The organism is Stenotrophomonas sp., from assembly GCF_059505245.1.
The window spans coordinates 106738-127452 of the sequence record NZ_JCACKF010000017.1; the positions used below are offsets into that span (position 1 = coordinate 106738).

At 67.3% G+C, this 20715-nt stretch carries 20 protein-coding genes; 11 read left to right on the forward strand and 9 right to left on the reverse strand.

Going from position 1 to position 20715, the window contains the following annotated elements; all coding sequences use genetic code 11:
• The first annotated feature begins 72 nt into the window (after window positions 1-72).
• A complete protein-coding gene (locus AC5JLE_RS07505; RefSeq protein ID WP_032957269.1) occupies window positions 73-579 on the forward strand; it encodes a hypothetical protein in 507 nt (168 codons plus the stop codon).
• Window positions 580-681: 102 nt separating this feature from the next.
• Here AC5JLE_RS07505 and ptsJ read toward each other — a convergent pair whose 3' ends face one another.
• Window positions 682-1968, reverse strand: coding sequence for a MocR-like B6 salvage transcription factor PtsJ (gene ptsJ / locus AC5JLE_RS07510; RefSeq protein WP_496065170.1), 1287 nt, complete (start codon window positions 1966-1968; stop codon window positions 682-684).
• A 76-nt stretch (window positions 1969-2044) separates the two neighbouring features.
• On the opposite strand from ptsJ, the gene AC5JLE_RS07515 reads away from it, so the two are divergent.
• From AC5JLE_RS07515 to AC5JLE_RS07555, 9 genes are all read left to right on the forward strand, one after another.
• Window positions 2045-2818, forward strand: coding sequence for a YggS family pyridoxal phosphate-dependent enzyme (locus AC5JLE_RS07515; protein ID WP_164167525.1), 774 nt, complete (start codon window positions 2045-2047; stop codon window positions 2816-2818).
• Window positions 2815-3516 (forward strand): glutamine amidotransferase, encoded by a 702-nt coding sequence (locus AC5JLE_RS07520; RefSeq protein WP_046431222.1) that lies wholly within the window; start codon window positions 2815-2817, stop codon window positions 3514-3516. Before AC5JLE_RS07515 ends, AC5JLE_RS07520 begins: the two co-directional genes overlap by 4 nt.
• Entirely contained in the window at window positions 3513-3737 is a 225-nt protein-coding gene (locus AC5JLE_RS07525; protein ID WP_014647516.1) for a hypothetical protein, read from the forward strand. The genes AC5JLE_RS07520 and AC5JLE_RS07525 overlap by 4 nt, the downstream gene beginning before the upstream one ends.
• A 99-nt stretch (window positions 3738-3836) precedes the next feature.
• Window positions 3837-4343 carry a hypothetical protein gene (locus AC5JLE_RS07530; RefSeq protein ID WP_241884510.1) on the forward strand — a complete coding sequence of 169 codons (507 nt, stop codon included), beginning with the start codon at window positions 3837-3839 and terminating at the stop codon, window positions 4341-4343.
• Between the two features lie 123 nt (window positions 4344-4466).
• Window positions 4467-4976 (forward strand): RNA polymerase sigma factor, encoded by a 510-nt coding sequence (locus AC5JLE_RS07535; RefSeq protein WP_014647518.1) that lies wholly within the window; start codon window positions 4467-4469, stop codon window positions 4974-4976.
• Window positions 4973-5899 (forward strand): FecR family protein, encoded by a 927-nt coding sequence (locus AC5JLE_RS07540; protein WP_049406199.1) that lies wholly within the window; start codon window positions 4973-4975, stop codon window positions 5897-5899. The genes AC5JLE_RS07535 and AC5JLE_RS07540 overlap by 4 nt, the downstream gene beginning before the upstream one ends.
• Window positions 5900-5963: 64 nt before the next feature.
• A complete protein-coding gene (locus tag AC5JLE_RS07545) occupies window positions 5964-8435 on the forward strand; it encodes a TonB-dependent receptor (protein ID WP_496065171.1) in 2472 nt (823 codons plus the stop codon).
• Window positions 8422-9222, forward strand: a complete 801-nt coding sequence (locus tag AC5JLE_RS07550) for a ChaN family lipoprotein (RefSeq protein WP_496065172.1) — start codon at window positions 8422-8424, stop codon at window positions 9220-9222. The genes AC5JLE_RS07545 and AC5JLE_RS07550 overlap by 14 nt, the downstream gene beginning before the upstream one ends.
• Window positions 9215-9928 carry an energy transducer TonB family protein gene (locus AC5JLE_RS07555; RefSeq protein WP_046431238.1) on the forward strand — a complete coding sequence of 238 codons (714 nt, stop codon included), beginning with the start codon at window positions 9215-9217 and terminating at the stop codon, window positions 9926-9928. The genes AC5JLE_RS07550 and AC5JLE_RS07555 overlap by 8 nt, the downstream gene beginning before the upstream one ends.
• On the opposite strand, the gene AC5JLE_RS07560 is transcribed toward AC5JLE_RS07555, so the two are convergent.
• From AC5JLE_RS07560 to AC5JLE_RS07595, 8 genes are all read right to left on the reverse strand, one after another.
• Window positions 9925-10359 (reverse strand): RidA family protein, encoded by a 435-nt coding sequence (locus tag AC5JLE_RS07560; protein WP_014647523.1) that lies wholly within the window; start codon window positions 10357-10359, stop codon window positions 9925-9927. The two genes, AC5JLE_RS07555 and AC5JLE_RS07560, sit on opposite strands and share 4 nt — an antisense overlap.
• Window positions 10360-10544: 185 nt before the next feature.
• Window positions 10545-11447 (reverse strand): cation diffusion facilitator family transporter, encoded by a 903-nt coding sequence (locus AC5JLE_RS07565; protein WP_032957286.1) that lies wholly within the window; start codon window positions 11445-11447, stop codon window positions 10545-10547.
• 28 nt (window positions 11448-11475) lie between these two features.
• The gene (locus tag AC5JLE_RS07570) at window positions 11476-13764 is read right to left on the reverse strand and encodes an Orn/Lys/Arg family decarboxylase (RefSeq protein WP_496065173.1); all 2289 of its coding nucleotides are present in this window, start codon (window positions 13762-13764) and stop codon (window positions 11476-11478) included.
• A 20-nt stretch (window positions 13765-13784) separates the two neighbouring features.
• Entirely contained in the window at window positions 13785-15137 is a 1353-nt protein-coding gene (adiC, locus tag AC5JLE_RS07575) for an arginine/agmatine antiporter (RefSeq protein WP_021204506.1), read from the reverse strand.
• 76 nt (window positions 15138-15213) lie between these two features.
• Window positions 15214-16647 carry a DcaP family trimeric outer membrane transporter gene (locus tag AC5JLE_RS07580; protein ID WP_496065174.1) on the reverse strand — a complete coding sequence of 478 codons (1434 nt, stop codon included), beginning with the start codon at window positions 16645-16647 and terminating at the stop codon, window positions 15214-15216.
• Between the two features lie 525 nt (window positions 16648-17172).
• Window positions 17173-18015, reverse strand: a complete 843-nt coding sequence (gene dsbG, locus AC5JLE_RS07585) for a thiol:disulfide interchange protein DsbG (RefSeq protein ID WP_032957294.1) — start codon at window positions 18013-18015, stop codon at window positions 17173-17175.
• 30 nt (window positions 18016-18045) lie between these two features.
• Window positions 18046-18849, reverse strand: a complete 804-nt coding sequence (locus AC5JLE_RS07590) for a redoxin family protein (RefSeq protein WP_032957295.1) — start codon at window positions 18847-18849, stop codon at window positions 18046-18048.
• An 81-nt stretch (window positions 18850-18930) separates the two neighbouring features.
• A complete protein-coding gene (locus AC5JLE_RS07595) occupies window positions 18931-19998 on the reverse strand; it encodes a GlxA family transcriptional regulator (RefSeq protein WP_032957296.1) in 1068 nt (355 codons plus the stop codon).
• 186 nt (window positions 19999-20184) lie between these two features.
• Between AC5JLE_RS07595 and AC5JLE_RS07600 the strand changes: the two genes are divergently transcribed.
• Window positions 20185-20583: a heavy metal-responsive transcriptional regulator gene (locus AC5JLE_RS07600; RefSeq protein ID WP_014647531.1), complete on the forward strand. Its 399-nt coding sequence runs from the start codon at window positions 20185-20187 to the stop codon at window positions 20581-20583.
• Window positions 20584-20715 lie beyond the last annotated feature (132 nt).

Below are 20715 nucleotides of genomic sequence, written 5' to 3' on the forward strand. Positions count from 1 at the left end.
GCGTCACACAATGAACTGGCCATCGGTCGCCCGCATCCGCTATCGTCGCTGCATCCAAGGAAGGACGACACGATGCCGCGCGCACTGCTGCTGACCACGCTGGTGGTCTCCACACTCGCCCTGCTGGTTTCCGGCTGGACCGCCTGGAGCCTGCATCGCAGCCAATCGCCACAGCGCATCATCGAAGCGCGCGGGCTGATCATCCACGATGGCACGGGCCAACCCCGGGTGATCCTAGGCGCGCCGGTGCCCGACCCCCTCAGCCGGGGCCGTATCCAGGGGCCGCGCGCCACCGCCCTGTCCGGCCTGATCCTGCTCGGCCCGGATGGCTCCGAACGCGGGGGCTATGGCACCAGCGATCGCGGCGGTGAAGCCGTGCTGACCCTGGACGATGCCAATGGCACCACGGAAGTGTTCAAGGTGGTGGCCAACCCGGACCGTGGTGCCAGCCTGATGGTCAAGCACCAGAACAACACCGGCGCCATGCTCACCTCATGGCAGGGCAAGCCGGAACTGATGTTCGTCGATGACAGCGGCCAGTCCTACTACGTGCGCCCGGGCGCCAACGCCGCGCCCTGATCTGCTTCTGTAGCGTCGAGCCATGCTCGACTGCTTCTACCAACAGCAGCCGAGCATGGCTCGGCTCTACAAAGGCGAAGCAACGTCGAGCATCGCTCGACGCTACAGACCGCACACCGCCGCCAGGTCGTCAGCCAGCGGCCGCAGTTGCGCCGCGCCCAGCGCCGCGCAGGTGATGCGCAGGCCATGTGCCGGCGCCGCCACCGCGAACACCTCGCCAGCGCGCACATGCCATCCGCGCGCGGCCAGCGCCAGCACCTGCGGATGGCTGTCGCCCGGCAACGGCAGCCACAGGTTCAATCCCTCCATCGGCAGCGGCGTCGGCACGCCACGCGCGCGCAGCAGTTCCTGCAGCGACTGCAGGCGCTGCTGGTAACGCTCGCCTGCCGAGGCGATCTTCGCCCGCTGCGTTGACGACGCCAGCACCGAGGTTGCCGCGTCCTGCAGCAGGTGACTGACCCAGCCGATACCGGATGCCAATCGCAGCCGCAACCGCATCGCGGTTTCTTCATCGCAGGCCAGCCAGGCCAGCCGCAGGTCGGGGCCGAGCGGTTTGGACAACGAACGCAGCAGCGCCCAGCGCCGCCCATCCAGCGGCAGTACCGAGTGATAGGCCTGCTGCGAGAGCAGCGCATAGTGATCGTCGATCAGCACTGCTACCTGCGGGTACGCCGCCAGCAACTGCCGCAACGCCCGCGCCCGCTTCGCATCCAGGCTGGCCCCGGTCGGATTGTGCGCCCGGGGGGTGAGCAGCACCGCACGTGCACCAGCCTCCAGCGCCTGCCGCAGCGATTCGACCTGCATGCCCTGGGCATCCACCGCCACCGGCAACGGCGCATGACCCGACGCATTGAGCACATTGAGGCTGCCGAGGAAGCATGGATCCTCCACCGCGATGCGATCACCCGGCAGCAGCCACGCCGCCAGCAGGCGCTCGATGCCATCGACGGCGCCATGGGTCAGCTCCAGCGCATATCCCTCGGGGCAATCCGCATCCAGCGAGGCGCGTGCCAGCGCCTGCAACCTCGTGTCGACCGTACCCACGCCATACAGCCGCGGCGCCGCCGGGATCAGGCGCAGGTTCGGCAGCAGGCGCGGATCCGGGTTGCCACCGGCCAGGTCCTGCAGCGCCAGCCCCGGGGTGCTGCCCTCGCGCGCCAGCGGCGGCGGCAGGCCACGCACCACCGTGCCGCGGCGGCCCGCCGTGCTGGCCAGTCCCGCCGCATCCAGGCGCTTGTAGGCAGCAGCCACGGTGTTGCGGTTCACGCCCAGCTGCTCGGCCAGTTCACGCACCGGCGGCAGCACGCTACCGGCCGGCAGGCGGCCCTTGCCGATGCCGTCGCGGATGCTGTCGAAGATCGACTCGGCGCTGTACCCGGTGATTTTCATTTTGTCCTATGCCAAAATATCTCTTGTCCTGTGCCAGTGTATCCCACCCTGGCCACCCTGCATTGGAGGTGCCCGCATGCCCCTTGCCGCTGCCGACTGGCCCGTCGCCCAGTCCGTTGAACAGATCGCCGCCAACCTGGTCACGGTGCGCCAACGCATCGCCGATGCTTGCGCCCGCGTCGGCCGTGACCCGGCCAGCGTGCGCCTGCTGCCGGTCAGCAAGACCGTCGATGATGCCCGCATCCGCATGGCGGTGGCCGCCGGTTGCCGCGAGCTGGGCGAGAACAAGGTGCAGGAGGCGCAACGCAAGGCCGAGACGATGGCCGATCTTGGCGTGCACTGGTCGGTGATCGGGCATCTGCAGACCAACAAGGCGCGCTACGTGGCGCGCTTCGCCAGCGAGTTCCAGGCGCTGGACAGCCTGCGCGTAGCCGAAGCACTGCAGCAGCGCCTGCAGCTGGAAGACCGCACGCTGGATGTGTTCGTGCAGGTCAACACCTCCGCCGAACCCAGCAAGTACGGCCTGGAACCCGCTGCCGTCGAGGCCTTTGTGCAGCAGCTTCCAGCGTTCGATCGCCTGCGCGTACGCGGCCTGATGACGCTGGCCATCTTCACCCCGGAGGTCGAACGCGTGCGTGCCTGCTTCGTGCGCCTGCGCGAACTGCGCGACCAGCTGCAGCGCACTGCACCTCCCGTCATCGACCTTTCGCAGTTGTCGATGGGCATGTCCGGGGACTTCGAAGTGGCGATCGAGGAAGGTGCCACCGTGGTCCGCGTCGGGCAGGCCATCTTCGGCGCACGCGCCACCCCGGACAGTTTCTACTGGCCCAGCAATGGAGCCCCCGCATGAAGCACGCGGTCGTCCTGCAACACGTCGCCTTTGAAGACCTCGGCACCCTGCAGCCACTGCTGTCGGCACAGGGCTGGCAGCTGCAGGTGCTGCAGGCCGGTATCGACGCGCTCGACTCCGCCGAAACCGCCGACCTGCTGGTCGTGCTGGGCGGCCCGGTCAGCGTCAACGATGTTGATCGCTATCCTTTCCTCAACGACAGCATCGCGTTGTTGCAACGTCGGCTGCAGCAGCAACGGCCCACGCTGGGCATCTGCCTCGGCGCGCAGCTGATGGCGCGCGCACTCGGTGCCGACGTCGCCGCCAGTGGCGGCAAGGAGATCGGCTTTGCGCCGCTGCTGCTCACCGATGACGGCCAACGCTCGCCACTGCAGGCCCTGCAGGGCATTCCGGTACTGCATTGGCATGGCGAGGCGTTCGAACTCCCGGCCGGTGCACGTCGCCTGGCCAGCACGCCGGCCTGCCGCCACCAGGCCTTCGCCATGGGCAGCCATGCGTTGGCCCTGCAATGCCACCCGGAACTGGATGCCCGCCAGTTCGAACGCTGGCTGATCGGCCACACCCTGGAGCTGGCGCAGGCCGGCATCGATCCGAACGATCTTCGCGCCCAGGCACGCCGTTACGGTGCACCGCTGGCAGCGGCGGCCACCGCGATGTTCGACCATTGGCTGCAGGAGCTGCCGGAGACACCGCAATGAACTACCGATTGCAGATCCACCGCGATGGCGCCCACTGGGGCCACTTCGACTGCAGCGGCCCCGATGCCATGCAACGCATGGACACCATCGCCGCGCAGCTGCCTGCCGAACAGGGCTTCCAGCTGAAACGGCAGAAAGGTGTCGGCGAAGAGCGCATCCTGTCCAGCAATGCCGACGGCCTGCGCGTACTGGCTTCGCAGATCCAGTACCGCGACATCTGACGATCGTCACGGTAGTGCCGGCCGCTGGCCGGCACCCGAATCTGGCCGGCCAGCGGCCGGCACTACCACGGCTGTTCGCCCGCGTGCGAAGCTTCACGCATGCTGACCCTGCAACGCGGCAGCCACCACGGGCTGCTGGTCGCCCCGCGCTGGCCCTCCACCCGTATCCAGCTGGAAGAAGAGGTACTGCAACGCCTGCTCGATGCGCAGGCAATGCTGCCTGCCGGGCTGCGACTGCTGCTCACGCGCGGCTTCGAACCCAGCCACAGCCGGCTCGGCAGCTTCCCTCGTGGCGTGCGTTGGCTCGGTATCGCGTTGTTCCGGACCTGCTATCCGCAACGCCATGATGAGGTCGATGCCATCTTCGGCGCCAACGGCCACGACATCGATGGCCGTCATATCGATGTCTCGCTGGTACTGCACGGCAAGCGGCTACGGCTGCTGCCCATGGGCGTATTCACCCCGCCACGCTGGCAGGATCGTCGCGTCGCCCGCCATGCCGAAGCGGTCGCGCGGGTGAAGCGCAGCCTGCAGCGCTGCGGCTTCAAGCTGCATCACAACCCCACCGAAGCCCTGCAGATCCACTGCGATTATCGCCCGCGCTGATCTCCCGTCCCGGGCAGGCGTGTAACGCCCATCGATAGATGCAAATGATTCTCTTTTGCTGTAAGGTGCAGCCGCTGCCCTTGCCGCCGCGGGCTGTTCCCTTTCCCAGTTGTCGCCCGCCCCGTGTCCACGCCTGTCGAACCGACGGATGTCGCGCAGCTGTGCGCGGCCCATTACCGGCCGCTGCACGCCCATGTCCGCCGTAAACTCCCGCAACGCAGCGACGCCGATGACGTCGTCCAGGAAACCTGGCTGCGTGTCATCAAGGTCGCCGCCAGCGGCCTGCTGAGCAACGGCCGCGCCTACCTGTACCGCGTCGCCCACAATCTGATCGCCGATCACTACCGGCAACGCCAGCGCCGTCGTGAGGAAGCGCTGGATGACGCCCAACTGCACGCCCTCGCCGATCCTGCACCGCTGCCGGAGCAGCACCTGCTGGACGCCGAACAGCTGCGCCATCTCGACGCGATCATCGCCGCGCTGCCACCGCGCTCGCGCCAGGTATTCCTGCTGGCCCGGGTGGAGCAGATGGCACTGGCCGAGATCGGCCGCCGGCTCGGCATCAGCCGGCAGACCGCGCACGGCCATCTGCTGCGTGCGCTGGTGGCGCTGCAGCAGGTACCCGGCGCATGAGCCCGGAGGCGATCGCGCGCGAGGCCGCGCGCTGGTGGCTGGACGGCCACGACGGCGGCCGCGACGAGCGTGCCTTCAACCAGTGGTACTACGCCGATTGCCGCCACGCCGCGCAGTACCAGCACCTGCAGGCGCTCTGGCAGGCCGGTGATGCCACGCCCAGCCTGCAGCGGCATCAGCGCAAGCGGCAGCGCCGGCACCTGCGCGACGCCGGCACTGCCGTGCTGCTGCTTTGCGCCTTGGGCCTGTATACCCGCCAGGCCGCACCACCGGCCGCGCAGGTGATGCGCACGGCGGCAGGCGAGATCCGTGAAGAAGTACTGCCGGACGGCTCGCACGTGCTGCTGTCACCCGGAAGCGAAGTCCATGTCCGCATCGATGCACAGCGCCGCCAGCTGCAGCTGCAGCACGGCCAAGCCTGGTTCAAGGTAGCCGCCGATGCGCAGCATCCGTTCCAGGTGCATACGACGCACGGCATGGTCACCGCGCTCGGTACGGCCTTCGACCTTGCCGTGCAGGACAACGACAGCGTGGTCACCGTCACTGAGCATCGCGTCCGTGTGGACAGCGGCACCCGCAGTGAGCAGGCCATCGAAGGGCAGCAGCTGCGCTTCGATGGACAGGCACCGATCATCGGCCTGGCCGCCAGCCACAGTGCCCTGGCCTGGCGCGAGCGTCGCCTGCATTGGGTCTCCACGCCCTTGGCCGAGGTCACCCAGGGCCTGGATCGCTGGCATAGCGGCCACACCTGGATCATCGGCGCACACCTGCGCCAGCAGCCGGTCACCCTGCTCGGCAGTGCAGACGGTGCGGCGCGCAGCCGCGACCAGCTGGCCACGCAGCTGCATGTACGCGTGCTGCGCCTGGGCGCGGGCGTGCAGGTGTGGCTGCCGCCACGCAGGGAACATCGCGATGCACCCTGACATCGGCCCTGCCACTGCGTCTACCCAGGATGACGACGCGCCGCGTCAGCCCCTGGAGCTCCCGATGCTGTTTCACCGTCCCCTTGTCCTCGCCCTGTCACTGGCCTGCGCCAGTCCGCTTCCGTTGTTACCTGCCAGCGCACACGCGCAGGCCGCCTCCCGTCACTTCGATCTTCCTGCGCAATCGCTGGCCAGCGCGCTGGATGCCTACAGCCGGCTGACCGGTGTCGATCTGGTGATCGGCGCGGCATTGCCAGGCGGCCAGACGGCGCCGGCACTACGCGGACGGTTCGACGACGCGCAGGCCCTGTCACGCCTGCTGGCCGGTAGCGGCCTGCGCCCCCGTTTCATCGACGCGCGCCGCGCCACCCTGGAACCGGCGCCGGCCGCCCCCTCCGATGGCAGCCGTCGAACCGGCCCGCTGCGCGTACAGGGCGATATCGCACACGGCCATTCCCCCGGTGCAGGCGCCAGCCAGTATGTCCCGGCGGCCCGCGATGGCTTTGCGCCCGCCGTCGGCAGCGAGCGCGTGGCGATGGCCGAACGCCAGGACGGCAACAGCCTGCTGCGTTCGATGCCCGGCACCCACAGTTTCCACTCGCGCAGCCAGCCCGGCCTGCAGGTCAACATCCGCGGCATGACCGGCGCCGGGCGGGTCAACACCATGATCGATGGTGTCACCCAGACCTTCCGCAACAACGCGGGCCACGGCTCGGGGGGGCCGTTCGCCTACGTCGATCCGTTCCTGCTGGCCGGCGTGGACATGCAGCGCGGCGCGGTCGCCGGTGGTGATGGCGCCGGCACGCTGGCCGGCAGTGCCAATTTCCGCACGCTGGACATCGACGACCTGCTTGGCGAAGGTCGTGACTGGGGCCTGCGCGCGGGTTACCGCCATGGCAACAACGGCTACGGCAATGGCCGTACCTTTGCCGGTGCCTGGCGCCACAGCGAGGATGGCGGCGACCGCCAGTTCGGCCTGCTGGCCGCTGCCAGCAGCAGTCGCAGCGGCGAGTACGCCACGGCACGCGGGCAGAAGAACAATGCCGACCCCGGCAGCCAGCAGCCCAGCAGCTGGCTGTTGAAAGCACGCCTGCAGCCCAGTGTCCAGCATCGGCTGGACCTGAGCCACATGCGCTACGAAAACGACTTCTACCACAACTACCCGTGGCAGATTTCCGCACGCAACCAGCGCGCCAGCTACCACTACACGCCCTACACGCCATGGATCGACCTGCGCGCGACCTTCGCCGGCAACAAGACCCGGCTGTTCTATCCACCCGTGGAGGATTCCAGCTACATCGGCCGCCGCACCCACAGCAGCCTGAGCAGCTGGACGCTCGACAACACCAGCCGCTTCGACATCGGTGCACTGCAGGCACGCTGGAACACCGGCATCAAGCACCAGTCGGACGTCTACGTGGCCGACACCCCCATCCTGCGCGGCGCCAACCCCCAGGGCCGCAGCCAGCTGGACAGCGTGTTCAGCACGCTGGAACTGCAGTACGACATCTACGCGCTGACTGCAGGCCTGCGCCAGGATCGCTATGGCATCCGCGGCCACGTCCCGGTGTGCTCGGATGTGCCTGGCCAGTGCGCCGAGATCAACGGCGGCGGCATCGACGTGCGCCGTACCCAGCGCGCACTCAGCCCCAGCCTGGCGGTCTCGTGGCAGGCCACCGACTGGCTGCAACTGTTCGCCGAAGCCTCGCGTACTTCCCGCCCGCCGCGGGTGCAGGAGATGTTCTTCGAGAAGATCCCGCTGGAAGGCATGAGCGATGCCGACGGCGTGGGTGCCAACCCGTTCCTGCGCCGAGAGCGCTCGCGCAACCTGCAGTTCGGCGCCAACCTCAGCGCCTCCTCGCTGCTGACCGACGGTGACCTGGCGCAGCTGCGCGTCACCCGCTTCGACAACCGCATCCGCGACTACATCAAGCCGCAGTACCTGCTGATCGTGCACCCGCCGGAGGTGGGGCCTTTCGTGGTACCGATCGACAGCGATCAGCAGCTCACTGCCTGGACCGATGCGCTGGACGTGGACGACTTCAGCACCACCACGCGCTGGATGAACCACCCCGGCGTGGTGCGCATGCGCGGTATCGAGCTGGAAGCGCACTACGCCAGCGCGCACTACCACGCCACGCTGAGCTGGACCCGCTCGCGCACCAGTGCGCCTGCCATCGAATTCGTCAACCTGGAAGACATCACCGCCCTGCCCGACCGCTTCTGGACGTTGGATGTCGGCGGCCGCTGGTGGCAGCAGCGCGTGCAGGCCGGCCTGCGCGCCGAATATTCCGGGCCCACCGAAGAAGGCTACGACTTCTTCCAGACCCGCAGGACCGGCGGTACCGGTGTACTGCTCGACTTCTACGCCAGCTTCAAGCCCCAGCCCAACACCACGCTGTGGCTGAACATCGAAAACCTGCAGAACAAGGCCTATGACAACAATGCCTCGATCGACAGCATCTTCAGCCCGATCCTGGACCGCGGCAACGGCCGTGGCCGCACCGTCTCGATGGGCGTCAATGTGGCGTTCTAGCCGTCGCTGGCTGCCGCTGTGCCTGCTCGCACTGGCCGCAATCGCCAGCGCGCAGCCTATGCCCGGCACGGTGATCGACCTGGCCAGCGGGCAGCGCCTGGACGAAGCCGCGTTCGTGAAGCGTGCAGCGAACGCCCCGCGGCTGCTGCTGGGCGAACGCCACGACCTGGCCGGTGACCACGCCGCCCAGCGCTGGCTGCTGCACGCGCTGCAACGGCAGCGTCCACAAGGCGCGCTGGTGATGGAGATGATCGCCAGTGAACGCCAACCGCGCCTGCAGCGGGTGCAGCGCTGGCTGGCCAAGGGCAACCATGCCGATGGTGCGCGCCTGCAGGCGCTGCTGGGCTGGGATACACGCTGGCCGTGGGCCACCTATGGCGGGCTGGTACAGGACGCCACCGCCGCCGGCATCCCCCTGTTCGGCGGCAACCTGTCGCGTGCCGAGGTCAATGCGTTGCTTGCCTCCAACACGTCGGTGCGGTTTCCGATGCCCACCGCCCGGCAACGCCTGTCAGCCGTGGTGCTGGCCCACCACGCAGACGCCGCACCGATGCTGGAAGGGATGCTGGCCGTGCAACAGGCCCGCGACACCCGCATGGCACAGGCACTGACCGCAGCCCCTGCACCCGCGCTGCTGGTGGCCGGCCGCTGGCATGTACTGCGCGGCACCGGCGTGCCGGGCTACCTGCCACCGGAGGTACCGGCACTGGTGATCGCGCTTGCGTCACCCGACGAAGGCGTCGATGCGGTCGACGCCGATCTGCTGTGGGTGCCGGGCGATGAGTGAACGCGGCCAACACTGGCAGGCGATTGCCATCAGCATCGGCCTGCACCTGTTGCCCTTGCTGCTGTTGGTGCACTGGATGGCCGCGCCACCGTTGCTGCCGCCGCCTGAGCAGGATGTGCGCATCAGCCTGCGCCTGCTGGCACCAGCTACGCCTCCCCAGCCGGTCGAAGAGCGCCTGGCCGACACCCCCAGCCAGGCGCAGCAGGCGCGCGCGTCGCAACCGGCGAAGTCGCCCCCTCCGCCAAAGCCCACCGCCGCGCGCGAGGGCGAGGTGGCCGCCAGCGAGCTCGGTGGCCCTGGCCGGCAAGCCCTGCCGGTCGCCCCGCCTGCGGCCGTGACCGATGCAAGTCCCGCACCGGCATCGATCACGGCCGCGCCGCCCGCTCCCGACGCACCACCGGCGGACTTCCAGGCCGGCGCCGCCAGCGACCAGTGGGAAGCCCGCCTGATGGCGCGGCTGGAGCGTTATCGCTACTACCCCGCCGTCGCGCGCTCGCGCCGGCAGCAGGGGACGGCCTGGGTCAGGGCCAGCATCGATCGCGAGGGACGCCTGCAGGCCCTGCGGCTGGAGCAGTCCAGCGGCCAACCGATGCTCGACGACGCCGCACTGCAGACGTTCCGCCGCGCGCAGCCGCTGCCGCCCATTCCCATGGAAATGAAGGCACCGCAGGAACTGGTGGTGCCGGTGGAGTACTACCTGCGCTAGGCGGCGTAGGCCTCCGCCTCGATCTCGAACAGCATGCCGTCCAGCGCCAGCCGTGGCACAGGAATCAGGGTGCAGGTCGGCGCTGCGCCGTTCGGCCAACGCCGCCGTACCTGCCGGGCGATGATGCCCAGCCGGTCCTCGTCGTGGTCGACCACCAGGATGCGCAACCGCGCGACATCGGCCAGGCTGGCCTGCGCCGAACGCAATGCGATCTGCAGGTTGTCCAGTGCCTGCTCGACCTGTTCCCCGAAGCCGGGGGAGAGATGACCATCGGCATCCTCACCGCCCTGCCCGGCGATATGGATCACCCGGGCGGGAAGGCGCACCACCGCCACGTGCGAGTAGCCGTTGGCCGAGGGGTCGTAAAGCCCCGCAGGATTGAACAGTTCCAGCAGGCCGTGACTGAGGTCCGGGGTGGTCAACAGGTTCATGCCGCATGCCTCGTGGGGGATGCGAGGCAGTCTGCGACCTCAACCAGAGTTGAGGTCAAACCGAGCCGCTGCAACAGTCCGGTCCGCCATGCGCAACGATCGTGCCCACGTGTAGAGCCGAGCCCACGCTCGGCTGCTCAGCGCGAATGGCAGCCGAGCATGGGCTCGGCTCTACCGTTCCCGGCTCACGTCCACGCCGGGTCTGCGGTGAAATCGATGGTCAACCAGAAAGTACTGCCCCGCGCATCCAGCCGCACCGCGATCTCATCGCGCATCGCATCGACTTCGCCTACCGACCCCAGCGGCGTGATCGGGTCAGCCAATACATGGATCTCGATGAAGCGCATCCGCCCCATCTTCGCCACATGGCTGGTGAAACCGGCATAGCCACGCTCGGCCACGAACGCCTGCATCACCTGCTGCACGCGCCGGTCCAGATCATCCGGCGCCACCTGCAGCACTTCGCGCATGGCCTTCCACGCGCTGCGCGCCGGCACCGGCAGCATCGCCAGGCTGATCAATGCCAGCACGATCGAATCCAGGTACGGCACCCAATGGTGCCACTCACCACCGTGCAGGACCAGCGCCAACACGAAGGCCAGCACCACTGCCAGGCTCATCAACCCGCCCAGCAGCCAGCCACGCACATCCAGCCATAACAGCGCCGAGCGCAGATGCCGCGCCCGCTGCGCAACGAACGCCGCCATCGCCAGGTTGCTGGCACTCAGCAGTGCAGCCCACCACAGCGCGGGCCCGAATTTCACTTCGTGCCCGCCCGTGGTCAGGCCGATCACCGCGTTGGCCAGCGCATACACGCAGGCCAGCGACAGGATCACACCACCCAGCGCTTCGACCATCGGCTCCAGATGCCAGTAGCCGTACTGAAAGCGCGGGCTTTGTTCCCGCGCCACCAGCCGCAGCACCGACAACGACACCAGGGTCAGGGCGACGTCGACCAGGCTGTACACGCCGTCGAACAGGATGGCCTGCGATCCCACCAGCAGGCCACCGCCGAAGCCGACCGCGCTCACCGCAAGGGTGACCCCGATCGAGAACGTCAGGATGCGTTGCTCGCGCGCGGTATCCATCGTTCGCCGATGAGCCGACCGTTACGGGTCAGGCCTTCAGCACCTCCACCTTGTACGAGACCGCATCACCCTCCTGCTCGATGATGAGCCCGTGCACGTCCGATTCGAAGCCCGGGAAACGGGCGTTCTGCTCGCGGGCGATGCGCAGCGACTGGATGATCGGCTCGTCGCTGTCGCCGAAGCGCTCGCCCGGCATGATGGTCGGGATGCCCGGCGGGTACGGCACCAGCATGGTCGCCGCGACGCGGCCACTGATCTGCTCGATGTCGACCCGCTCGATCTCGCCCTTGACCAGGTGGTTGTAGGCATCGGCCGGGGTCATCACCGGCGTCGGCAGGTCCACGTACATCTCGCGCATCACCTTGGCCACGGCAAATTCCTGGTTGAACGCATGCAGCGCGTCGCACAGGTCACGCAGGCCCCAGCCGGCGTAGGCATTCGGATAATCGGCGGCCAGCGTCGGCAGTGCCTGGCTCAGCGGCGCATTGCGGTCGTACAGTTCCTTGAACGCCATCAGCTCGGTGACCAGGGTGCTCCACTTGCCCTTGGTGATGCCCATCGAGAACAGGAACAGCACCGAGTACAGGTTGGTCTTTTCCACGGTGATGCCGCGGCCCCACAGGAACTTGCTCAGCACCGCCGCCGGGATGCCCAGCCTGCCCATGCTGCCGTCCATTGCCAGGCCCGGGGTCAGCAGGGTCACCTTGATCGGATCGATCAACACATAGTCGTCAACCAGGTTCTCGAAGCCGTGCCAGTGGGCGTCCGGCCGCAGGTACCACTCCTCGCGCTTGGCCACCAACGGTGCCGGCGTATCGCCCTTGTCCAGGCTGCGCTCGACCTGGGTTGGCTGCCACACGCTGAACCACCAGTCGTCGCGACCGAGATCATCGCGGACGTGCAGCATCGCGCGGCGGAAGGCAATTGCCTCGTCATGCATTTCCTGCACCAGCGAGCGCCCGGCATCGCCTTCCATCATCTTCGAGGCCACGTCACAGGCGGCAATCACCCCGTAGTGCGGGCTGGTCGAGGTGTGCATCATGAACGACTCATTGAAGCGCTCGGCATCAAGGTTGCGTTGCGCCGAGTTGCGGACGTGGATCATCGACGCCTGCGAGAACGCAGCCAGCAGCTTGTGGGTGGAATGCGTGGTGAAAATGATCGCATCCTGCTCACGCGGCTTGCCCTTGGCCATGCCGTAGTGGTTCTCGTAGAACGGGTGGAACGCGGCGTAGGCGTACCAGGCTTCGTCGAAATGCAGGAAATCAACTGCGCTGCCGATCTCGTCGGCGATCTTCTCGGCGTTGTAGCACAGGCCGTCATAGGTCGAGTTGGTGACCACCGCGATGCGCGGCTTGGAGCCGGCCTTGTAGGCCTGGCTGGCCAGCGGATTGGCGGCGATGCGCTGCTGCAGCGACTCCGGCGTGAACTGGTCCAGGCTGATCGGGCCGATGATCCCGTGCGCATTGCGGCTGGGCGTGAAGTACACCGGCACCGCACCCGTCATGATCAGCGCGTGCAGCAGCGACTTGTGGCAGTTGCGGTCAACGAACACCACGTCGCCGCGGGCCACCGTGCCATGCCAGACGATCTTGTTGGCGGTGGAGGTGCCATTGGTGACGAAGAAGGTGTGGTCGGCACCGAAGTTGCGTGCCGCCTCGTTCTCGGCATCCTTGATCGGGCCGGTGTGATCGAGCAGCGAGCCCAGCTCCGGCACCGAGATCGACAGATCGCTGCGCAGGGTGTTCTCGCCATAGAACTGATGGAATGCGCGGCCGACCGGCGACTTGGTGAATGCCACGCCGCCGGCATGGCCCGGCGTATGCCAGGAATAGTTCGACTCGGCCGCATGATGGATCAGCGCCTTGAAGAACGGCGGCAGCAGGTTCTTCATGTAGTCTTCGGCCGCGCGCATCACCTGCCGCGAGATGAAGCTCTTGGTGTCTTCGAACAGGAAGATGAAACCGTGGATGTACTTGAGCAGCTTGCTCGGCACCTTCTCGATGGTGCGGCGCTCGCCGTACAGGAACACCGGCAGATTGGCACGGCGTGCGCTCTGCTCGCGCAGGAAGGCGGTCAGGCGCTGGAACTCGCCATCCACCTCTTCGCTGCCATCGATCGAGATCAGCACCGCCGAGGCCGCCACGTAGGTGCGGGCACCGGCCCGGGCGTCATCCAGGTTCAGCCCGCACAGCACGCGCTGGTCGTTGCTGCGCAGCTCTTCCACCAGCGCACGGATCAGGATGCCACCGATGCGCGGCGACTCGTAGTCGTTGTCGATGACAATGACCGGGTAGTCCAGGGACTTGAAGTACACGTTGATTCTCCTTGTCGAACTCAGGAATGCCGGGCGCCGGCGCTGATCGCCGAGGCCTCGCGGGCGCGCTGCCGCTGCTGGCGGCGCTCCTCGCTGAAGAAGGGATAGAACACGGTGATGAACAGCACGAACAGGAAGGCGTACTGCACGATGGTCCCCGACGAGCCGTAGATCGCCCACAGGCAGTACACGACGGTCAGGCTGGTCAGCGTCCAGAACGCACCGGTGTGGACCAGGGTGTGCGAACGCTCGACCACGAAGTAGCACGCCACGCACGAGTAGATGTAGGGCAGCAGGGTCAGCACCACGGCCGCCGACGTGATCACGTCGAACTGGGCCGACGCGGTTTCCGAGGTGGAGGTCACCAGCACCGCCAGGGTCATCAGCACCGCCACGATCAGCACGCCCTTGACCGGCACGTCGTCCTTGTTGGTCTTGCTGAAGATGCTCGGGAACAGGCCGTCATCCGACGCTGCCTTGGCACTCTGCGCGGTCAGCAGGATCCAGCCACCCAGCGAGCCGGCGGCACCGATGAAGGCGCACAGGCTGACCAGCGCGCCGCCCCAGCCACCGACCGCCTTGGCCGCCGCCAGCGCGAACGGTGCGTCGGACACCTGCAGTTCCGCGTTCGGCACCATGCCCATGATCACCGACGAACTGGCGATGTAGGCGATGGCAGCCAGGAACACGCCGGCCAGCGTCGCGCGGGCGACGTTCTTCTCCGGATTTTCGACCACACCGGCAGTCACCGATGCAGACTCGACGCCGATGAAGGCCCACAGGGTCAGTGCCGCGGCGCTCGAGATCGCACCGAAGTTCGACTCGCCAGACACGTTGTAGGCGCCCTTGAAGATGTCGGCATCGAAGAAGAACCAGCCGAAAATGGCGATGCCCAGGATCGGCACCAACGCAAAGCTGGTGGTGACCGTCTGCACGCGGCTGACGAAGGCCGGGCCGATCACGTTGGCAAAGCTCAGTGCCCACACCAGCACCAGCACCGCGATGCAACGCACCAGCGGCTCGGACAGGATCGGGAAGAAATAGCTGAAATAGCCCACCGCCGCGATCGGAATGGCGACGTTGCCGATCCAGTTGGCGAACCAGTAGATGGTGTTGGTCTGGAAGCCCATGTACGGCCCGAACCAGTCGCGCGCGTAGGCATAGGGACCGCCCGCCTTGGGTGCGAGCTTGCCCAGCTTGGCGAACACGAAGGCCAGCAGCAGCGCACCGGCGGTGGTGATCAGCCAGCCCCAGATCGAGGCGGTACCGATCTTGGCCAGGCTGGACGGCAACAGGAACACGCCTGAGCCCATCATGTTGCCGGCGACGAGGAAGGTGGCTCCGACCACCCCGATTTTCTTTGCTTCTGCCATGACGATCTCCGGTACTGGCATGAGCCCGGCAGCACCGGGCGTGGGGACGGTTACGCTGGCGTACGACCGCTGGCGTCTATTTGATGAAGTTGTATTGCAGGCTGCCCTGCACCCGGACCGTGTCGCCGCGTGCGCCGCCCTGCTGTTCCAGCCGGCCGTACAGCAGCTCCATGCCCATCGTCCAGGACGGCGCCGGGCTCCAGATCAGGTTGAACACGCCGTAGCGGCTCTGCCGGAATGCATCAGTGGCGAGTGCGGCGTTGCGCTCCAGGGTCAGCTGGCCAAAGATCAGGTTGGAGCGCCACAGCGCGGACCAGTAATGGGTGTAGCCGACGAAACCGCCGTGCAGGTCCAACGCGGCGAGGCGGCCATCGGCACCGACCACTGCGTCCAGTCCGGAGCCGGTCAGGTCGGCGGTGTAGCGACTGAGGCCGCGCCCGCCGAGTACGCCGAACAGCAGCAGGTCGCGCTCGCCCACTGACGCCGAGCCGCTCAGCTGCAGGCCACCGGCCATGCGCCGGTCGCGCTCGCCATCGCCGTCGTAGGCCAGGCTGCGTGCCACCGCGCCCAGCTGCAGGTGGCCCCAGTCGCGCTCCAGGCGCGCGGTCACGGTCACATCGGGCAGGCGGTTGACTGCCGTGCGAGCATCGCTGGCGCCGGCGAGTTCAGTCTTCGGGTCTTCAGCGGCGACGGTCAGGGTGTTGCCCTTGCCTATCGCAAAGCTGTGGTGGATGCCCGCCACCAGCAGGTATCCGGCACCGCCAGGCCCTGCGAAATCCAGTGTGTCCGGCAGGCTGTCCGGGTCCATGAAGCTGGAGTAGCCATAGCCGGCATAGGTGTTGCCAAGCTGCCCATAGGCGTGTCGCAGGCGGAACTCATACCCCTCACTGCTGCCGAAGAAATCGTTCTCCAGGTAGAAACGCAGGTTGCCGTGCGTGGTCGGGCGCCGCGCCTCGAAGCTGAAGCGGGTCTGCTTGGCATGGATGTTGAAATTGGAGACATCGCGATGGCTGCCACCCACCGGCATCGACGACGGAATGAACTGATCTTCGTCACCGGCCGCACGCGAATCGGCAATCGCATCGAGCTTGGCGTAGCCGCCGATGCGGATCACCGTATCGGTGCCGGGAATGGCGAAGAAGCCTTTCAGATCGGGGTCGGTCGGACCGGCTGCACTGTCGGGACGCGACGCCGCCGTTGAGGGATCGGCCACCGATTCGCGCTGCGGCAGCACCGGTTGCGCCACGCCCGGCACCTGGGTCGGGTGCAGCATGCTGGCGCTGCCGCCCGCCGTTGCTGCCAGGGTCGGGGCCTGCGCCACGGCGGCAGGCGCTGAGCCCTCGCGCTGCTCAAGCCGATCCAGGCGCTGCTGCATGCCTTCCAATGCCTGGCGCATGGCAGCGATTTCCTGCCGCAACGCCTGCGCATCTTCCTGGCCATGCTGCTGCGCATACGCTGGCGCGATCGCCAGTGCGGTCGAACAGGCCAGACTCAGTACCGCCAAGCGCATTGCATCCTCCCTGGACAAACATTCGCAGCGCGCTGGCCGGATACAGGCGCACAGTGCCCTGGCCTCGCGTCGCCGTTGCTGGAAATGCGGATACTGCGTTGACGACACCGGCCAGCCTGCATCCGGCAGGCAACAGGACGATGACACTGCCCTGCCCGCACCGGTGTCGAGCCCATCAAGGCCGCGCTGCCAGAGAGGTGGCGACCGCAGCGGTCTGGGTAACAATCGGGGAGTGAGAGTGTCGTGAATGGCTGTGCCGACCGCCCTGGTTCAAGGCATGTCTGGCGCGGCATCCATGGCGCGTTGACGCTGTATTCCATGCGTCAACAGGCTAATCCGCCTGTCGTTTTTGACCTTGATTGGAATCAAGGCGCGATGCTTGATGTCAGTCACGATTCAGATGTGACGACGAACAGCTGCTGCGCAGCCCTGCTGCCCTCTCCGCCCGCCGCAGGAGCGCCGAAATGCAACAGGCCCGCATGCTGCCATGCGGGCCTGTCGGTTACATCACGACGTTGGCGGCGATCAGCGCGGACCCAGCACCGTCTGCAGGTCGGCGCCCTGCGGCAGGCCCGCGCGACGCTGCACCTGCCCTTGTGCATCCTGGAACAGGATGCCCGGCGTGCCCTGGAAGCCCATCTCGATCATCAGGACCTGGTTGGCATCAAGCTTGCCTGCGATCTCGCGGCTGATGCTCGGTAGCGCCTTGATGCCGCCACGGTCGAACTGGTGCTCATTCTCCAGCAGCGCCGCGCTCGGATCACGCGCCGCGAGGATGGCGGCGGCCTTGGCCGGGCTGTCCTCGCGGATCACGCCAACCATGATGTGGCGCAACTGCACCTTGCCGGCGTCAACCCACGGACGCGCCGCTTCCCAGAACTTGTGGCAGTACGGGCAGTTGGCATCGCTGAAGGTATAGACCACACGCGGTGCATCGGCCTTGCCGTCACGCACCCAGGCGCTGGCTTCCAGCTTGGTCCACATCTTGGCCGACATCGGTGCAGCGACCAGCTTCTCCACCGCCTCGGCGGCCACATCGTTGCCTTCGGCATCGAACAGGCTGCCCACCAGCACATGCTTGCCGTCGGCGGTCACGTACGCGGCGGCGGGCTGCTGCCCCCCCACCACGCCGGCGAAGCCACGCAGGCCACCCGGTGCATCAAACTCGGCAACGACTTCGAAGCCGTGCTTCTCGATGCCTTTCAGCACTGCGGGACGGTCACCCTTGGCCGCGGTGGCCGGAGCGCCGGCGGCCGGCGCTGCCGCCGTCTTGCCCGGCGGGGTCTGGGCCTGGCTGCAGGCGGCCAATGCCAGCATGACCGGCAGCAACAGCACCGCCGGAGCGATGCGCAGGGAAGTCGACAACATGGGAACTCCGTAATGAGATGCCCGCGCAGGCTACCGCAGCCGGCGCAGTTTGTGTTCAAGACCCGCCGCCGTCAGTTCGCCAAGGTGCAGTTCACGCAGGCGACCTTCGGCGTCGAAGAACAGCGTCGACGGATAGGCCTGCACACCCAGCACGGTTGACGCCGAGGCGGTATCGTCCAGCAGCACATTGCCCAGCCGGAGCTGTTCGGATGCAATGAAACCCTTCACTTCGTCCAGGGTTTCCCCCTGGTTGAGGAACACGAACTGCACGTCGGTGTGGGTCTGCTGTGCGGATGCCAGCACCGGCATCTCGCGCCGGCAGGGCCCACACCAGCTGGCCCAGAGATTCAGCACCAGTGGCTTGCCCCGGAACTGCTGCAGGTCGATCACGCGCCCCTGCAGATCGGCCACCTGCACCGCCGGCAGCGGCATCCGCTGCTCCTGCCAGGCTGACAGCAGGTGGCTGCCCACCACCCACGACACCACGCCCACCAGTGCGCCCGCCAGCACCGGCGCACGCAACGCGCGCCAGAGCCGCAGCCGCCAGGTGCCCCACGCCAGGCCCGCAGCCAGCACGACTGCAAGGTGATACCCACCGTCGGCGATCTGCAGGATGCTCCACGGGGCCTCACGGTAAAGCGCGAAGTTCAAGGCGACGAAGCTGATGCGTCCGCACAGCAGGCCGATCAGCAACATGTCCAGAACCAGGCTGGCCGCGGAAGGCACTGCCATCCCGTCTTTCCGACGCGGCCACAGGCGTGCTACCGCCATGGCCAGCAGCACGCACATCAGGATCAACACCACCGGCATCGGTACCGGTCCCACACTCGACATCAGCCCACCTGCCCCATCATCCGTTACCCGCATGGTCGAAGCGTCGCGCCCAGGTTGCAAGCGCGACGCCTACTGCAGGCATCAGGCCACGCTGCGCGGCATCTGCATGCCGGGCGCCGGTTGCAGCCCGCGCAGGCTGCCTGCCACCGATGACAACAGCGGCCGCTCGCGCCGCTTGTTGTTGACCAGCCGGCGATAGTTGGCCGGCGTCATTCCAACAATGCGCAGGAACAGACGACGGAATGCGCTCTGGTCGGCATAGCCCACGCCCCAGGCCACTTCATCGATGCCCGCCCCCTGCTGCAACAGCGTCTGCGCCTTGGCGATACGCAACCGCTGGCAATACTCGATCGGGCGCAGGCCGGTGGCCTTCAGGAAGCGCCGCTGCAGGGTTCGCGGCTCCAGCCCGGAAATCTCACAGATCGCACCGAGCGTGGCGCCGCGCGCAGCGGTGGTATGCAGCCAGCGTTGCGCCTTCAGTACGTCGCGATCGCCGTGGGCGAAGTTGGCACTGAAACGCTCGAGATCCTGCTGGATCGCCGCCGGAACCGTGATCCCCAGCTGCTGCGCCACGGAACTCGCCACGCCCTGGCCGTGCAGCCGGTACAGCAGGCGCAGGGCGAGGAAGCGCCAGGCCTGGGAACCGGCCACCGTCAGCAGGTCGCCGTCATCGACCAGCGCGCGCTCGCTGGGTACCCAGCTGGCCGACTGCCCCTGCAGGCCCGGATGGCGCCCGAGGTCCGGACCACTGACGGTGCGCCCAGCCAGCAGACCGGCGCGTGCCAGCATGCTGACACCGTCGCTGGCGGCAGCCAGCAGACTGCCACCGTCGTAATGCGCGCGCAGCCAATCCAGCAGCACCTCATCGGCGCGCAGGCAGACGCCCTGGCTGATCTGGCCAGGCACGGCGATCACGGCGGGGATGTCCGCCTCGAGCATCTCCGCGCCGGCAATGCGATGCACGCCGGTCTGGCTCGCCGGCACGATCCAGCGGGTCACCAGGACACGCTTGAACGGACGGCGCTGCTGCTGGGCAAGCCGGTTGGCGACATGTGCCATCTCGGTCAGCACGGAGGCGGCCGACGGGTCGCCTCCCGGGTATTCGACCACCGCGACCTCGACGAATCCTTCGTTCCTGAATCCTTCCACAGACCATCTCCTCGGTTCGTTGCAGGCCGTCCAGCGGCCGGTTCAGGCGCAGGGTAGGAACTGCCACGACGGTGGGGCTATGAAGAAAGTTGCAAAGTGCGCTGAATGCGCCGTCAGCGACGGGACCTTGACCCTGGACCAGACTCAAGGCTTCACAATGAGCGGCAGCATCCGCAGGAATCCGCCATGAACATTGGTCAACTGGCACGCCGGGCCGGCGTGCCGATCGATACGGTGCGCTACTACGAACGCCAGCAGTTGCTGCCCACGGCGGCACGCTCGGCCGGGGGCTACCGCATCTTCGGTGAGCAGGACCTGCGCCGGCTGCGCTTCATCCGCCGCGCCAAGACGCTGGGCTTCAGCCTGGAAGAAATCGCCGAACTGCTGGCGCTCAGTGACCGCCACTCACAGGACATGGGCAGTGTGCGCGACACGGCGCAGGCCCGGCTGCAGGACATTGCACAACGCATGGCCGAACTGCAGCGCATGCACACCGCGCTTTCTCAGCTGGTCGACGCCTGCCCCGGCCACGGCACGCTGGATCAGTGCCCGATCCTGGCGGCGCTGACCGACGACGCGGCATAGCAACGCGCGTGAAGAAAAGTGCAACAAATGCTTGCCAACCCCCGGGGGCAAGGCTATTATTTCGCTCCTCAGCGACGTGGGGCCATAGCTCAGCTGGGAGAGCGCCTGCATGGCATGCAGGAGGTCAGCGGT

Excerpts from the sequence above, each read along its gene's own strand:
- AC5JLE_RS07525 (WP_014647516.1), top strand. The coding sequence starts at position 3,513 with ATGAACTACCGATTGCAGATCCACCGCGATGGCGCCCACTGGGGCCAC.
- AC5JLE_RS07550 (WP_496065172.1), top strand. The coding sequence starts at position 8,422 with ATGTGGCGTTCTAGCCGTCGCTGGCTGCCGCTGTGCCTGCTCGCACTG.
- ptsJ (WP_496065170.1), bottom strand. The coding sequence starts at position 1,968 with ATGAAAATCACCGGGTACAGCGCCGAGTCGATCTTCGACAGCATCCGC.
- AC5JLE_RS07530 (WP_241884510.1), top strand. The coding sequence starts at position 3,837 with ATGCTGACCCTGCAACGCGGCAGCCACCACGGGCTGCTGGTCGCCCCG.
- AC5JLE_RS07565 (WP_032957286.1), bottom strand. The coding sequence starts at position 11,447 with ATGGATACCGCGCGCGAGCAACGCATCCTGACGTTCTCGATCGGGGTC.
- AC5JLE_RS07590 (WP_032957295.1), bottom strand. The coding sequence starts at position 18,849 with ATGTCGAGTGTGGGACCGGTACCGATGCCGGTGGTGTTGATCCTGATG.
- adiC (WP_021204506.1), bottom strand. The coding sequence starts at position 15,137 with ATGGCAGAAGCAAAGAAAATCGGGGTGGTCGGAGCCACCTTCCTCGTC.
- AC5JLE_RS07520 (WP_046431222.1), top strand. The coding sequence starts at position 2,815 with ATGAAGCACGCGGTCGTCCTGCAACACGTCGCCTTTGAAGACCTCGGC.
- AC5JLE_RS07555 (WP_046431238.1), top strand. The coding sequence starts at position 9,215 with ATGAGTGAACGCGGCCAACACTGGCAGGCGATTGCCATCAGCATCGGC.
- AC5JLE_RS07560 (WP_014647523.1), bottom strand. The coding sequence starts at position 10,359 with ATGAACCTGTTGACCACCCCGGACCTCAGTCACGGCCTGCTGGAACTG.
- AC5JLE_RS07600 (WP_014647531.1), top strand. The coding sequence starts at position 20,185 with ATGAACATTGGTCAACTGGCACGCCGGGCCGGCGTGCCGATCGATACG.
- AC5JLE_RS07515 (WP_164167525.1), top strand. The coding sequence starts at position 2,045 with ATGCCCCTTGCCGCTGCCGACTGGCCCGTCGCCCAGTCCGTTGAACAG.
- AC5JLE_RS07505 (WP_032957269.1), top strand. The coding sequence starts at position 73 with ATGCCGCGCGCACTGCTGCTGACCACGCTGGTGGTCTCCACACTCGCC.
- AC5JLE_RS07545 (WP_496065171.1), top strand. The coding sequence starts at position 5,964 with ATGCTGTTTCACCGTCCCCTTGTCCTCGCCCTGTCACTGGCCTGCGCC.
- dsbG (WP_032957294.1), bottom strand. The coding sequence starts at position 18,015 with ATGTTGTCGACTTCCCTGCGCATCGCTCCGGCGGTGCTGTTGCTGCCG.
- AC5JLE_RS07580 (WP_496065174.1), bottom strand. The coding sequence starts at position 16,647 with ATGCGCTTGGCGGTACTGAGTCTGGCCTGTTCGACCGCACTGGCGATC.
- AC5JLE_RS07540 (WP_049406199.1), top strand. The coding sequence starts at position 4,973 with ATGAGCCCGGAGGCGATCGCGCGCGAGGCCGCGCGCTGGTGGCTGGAC.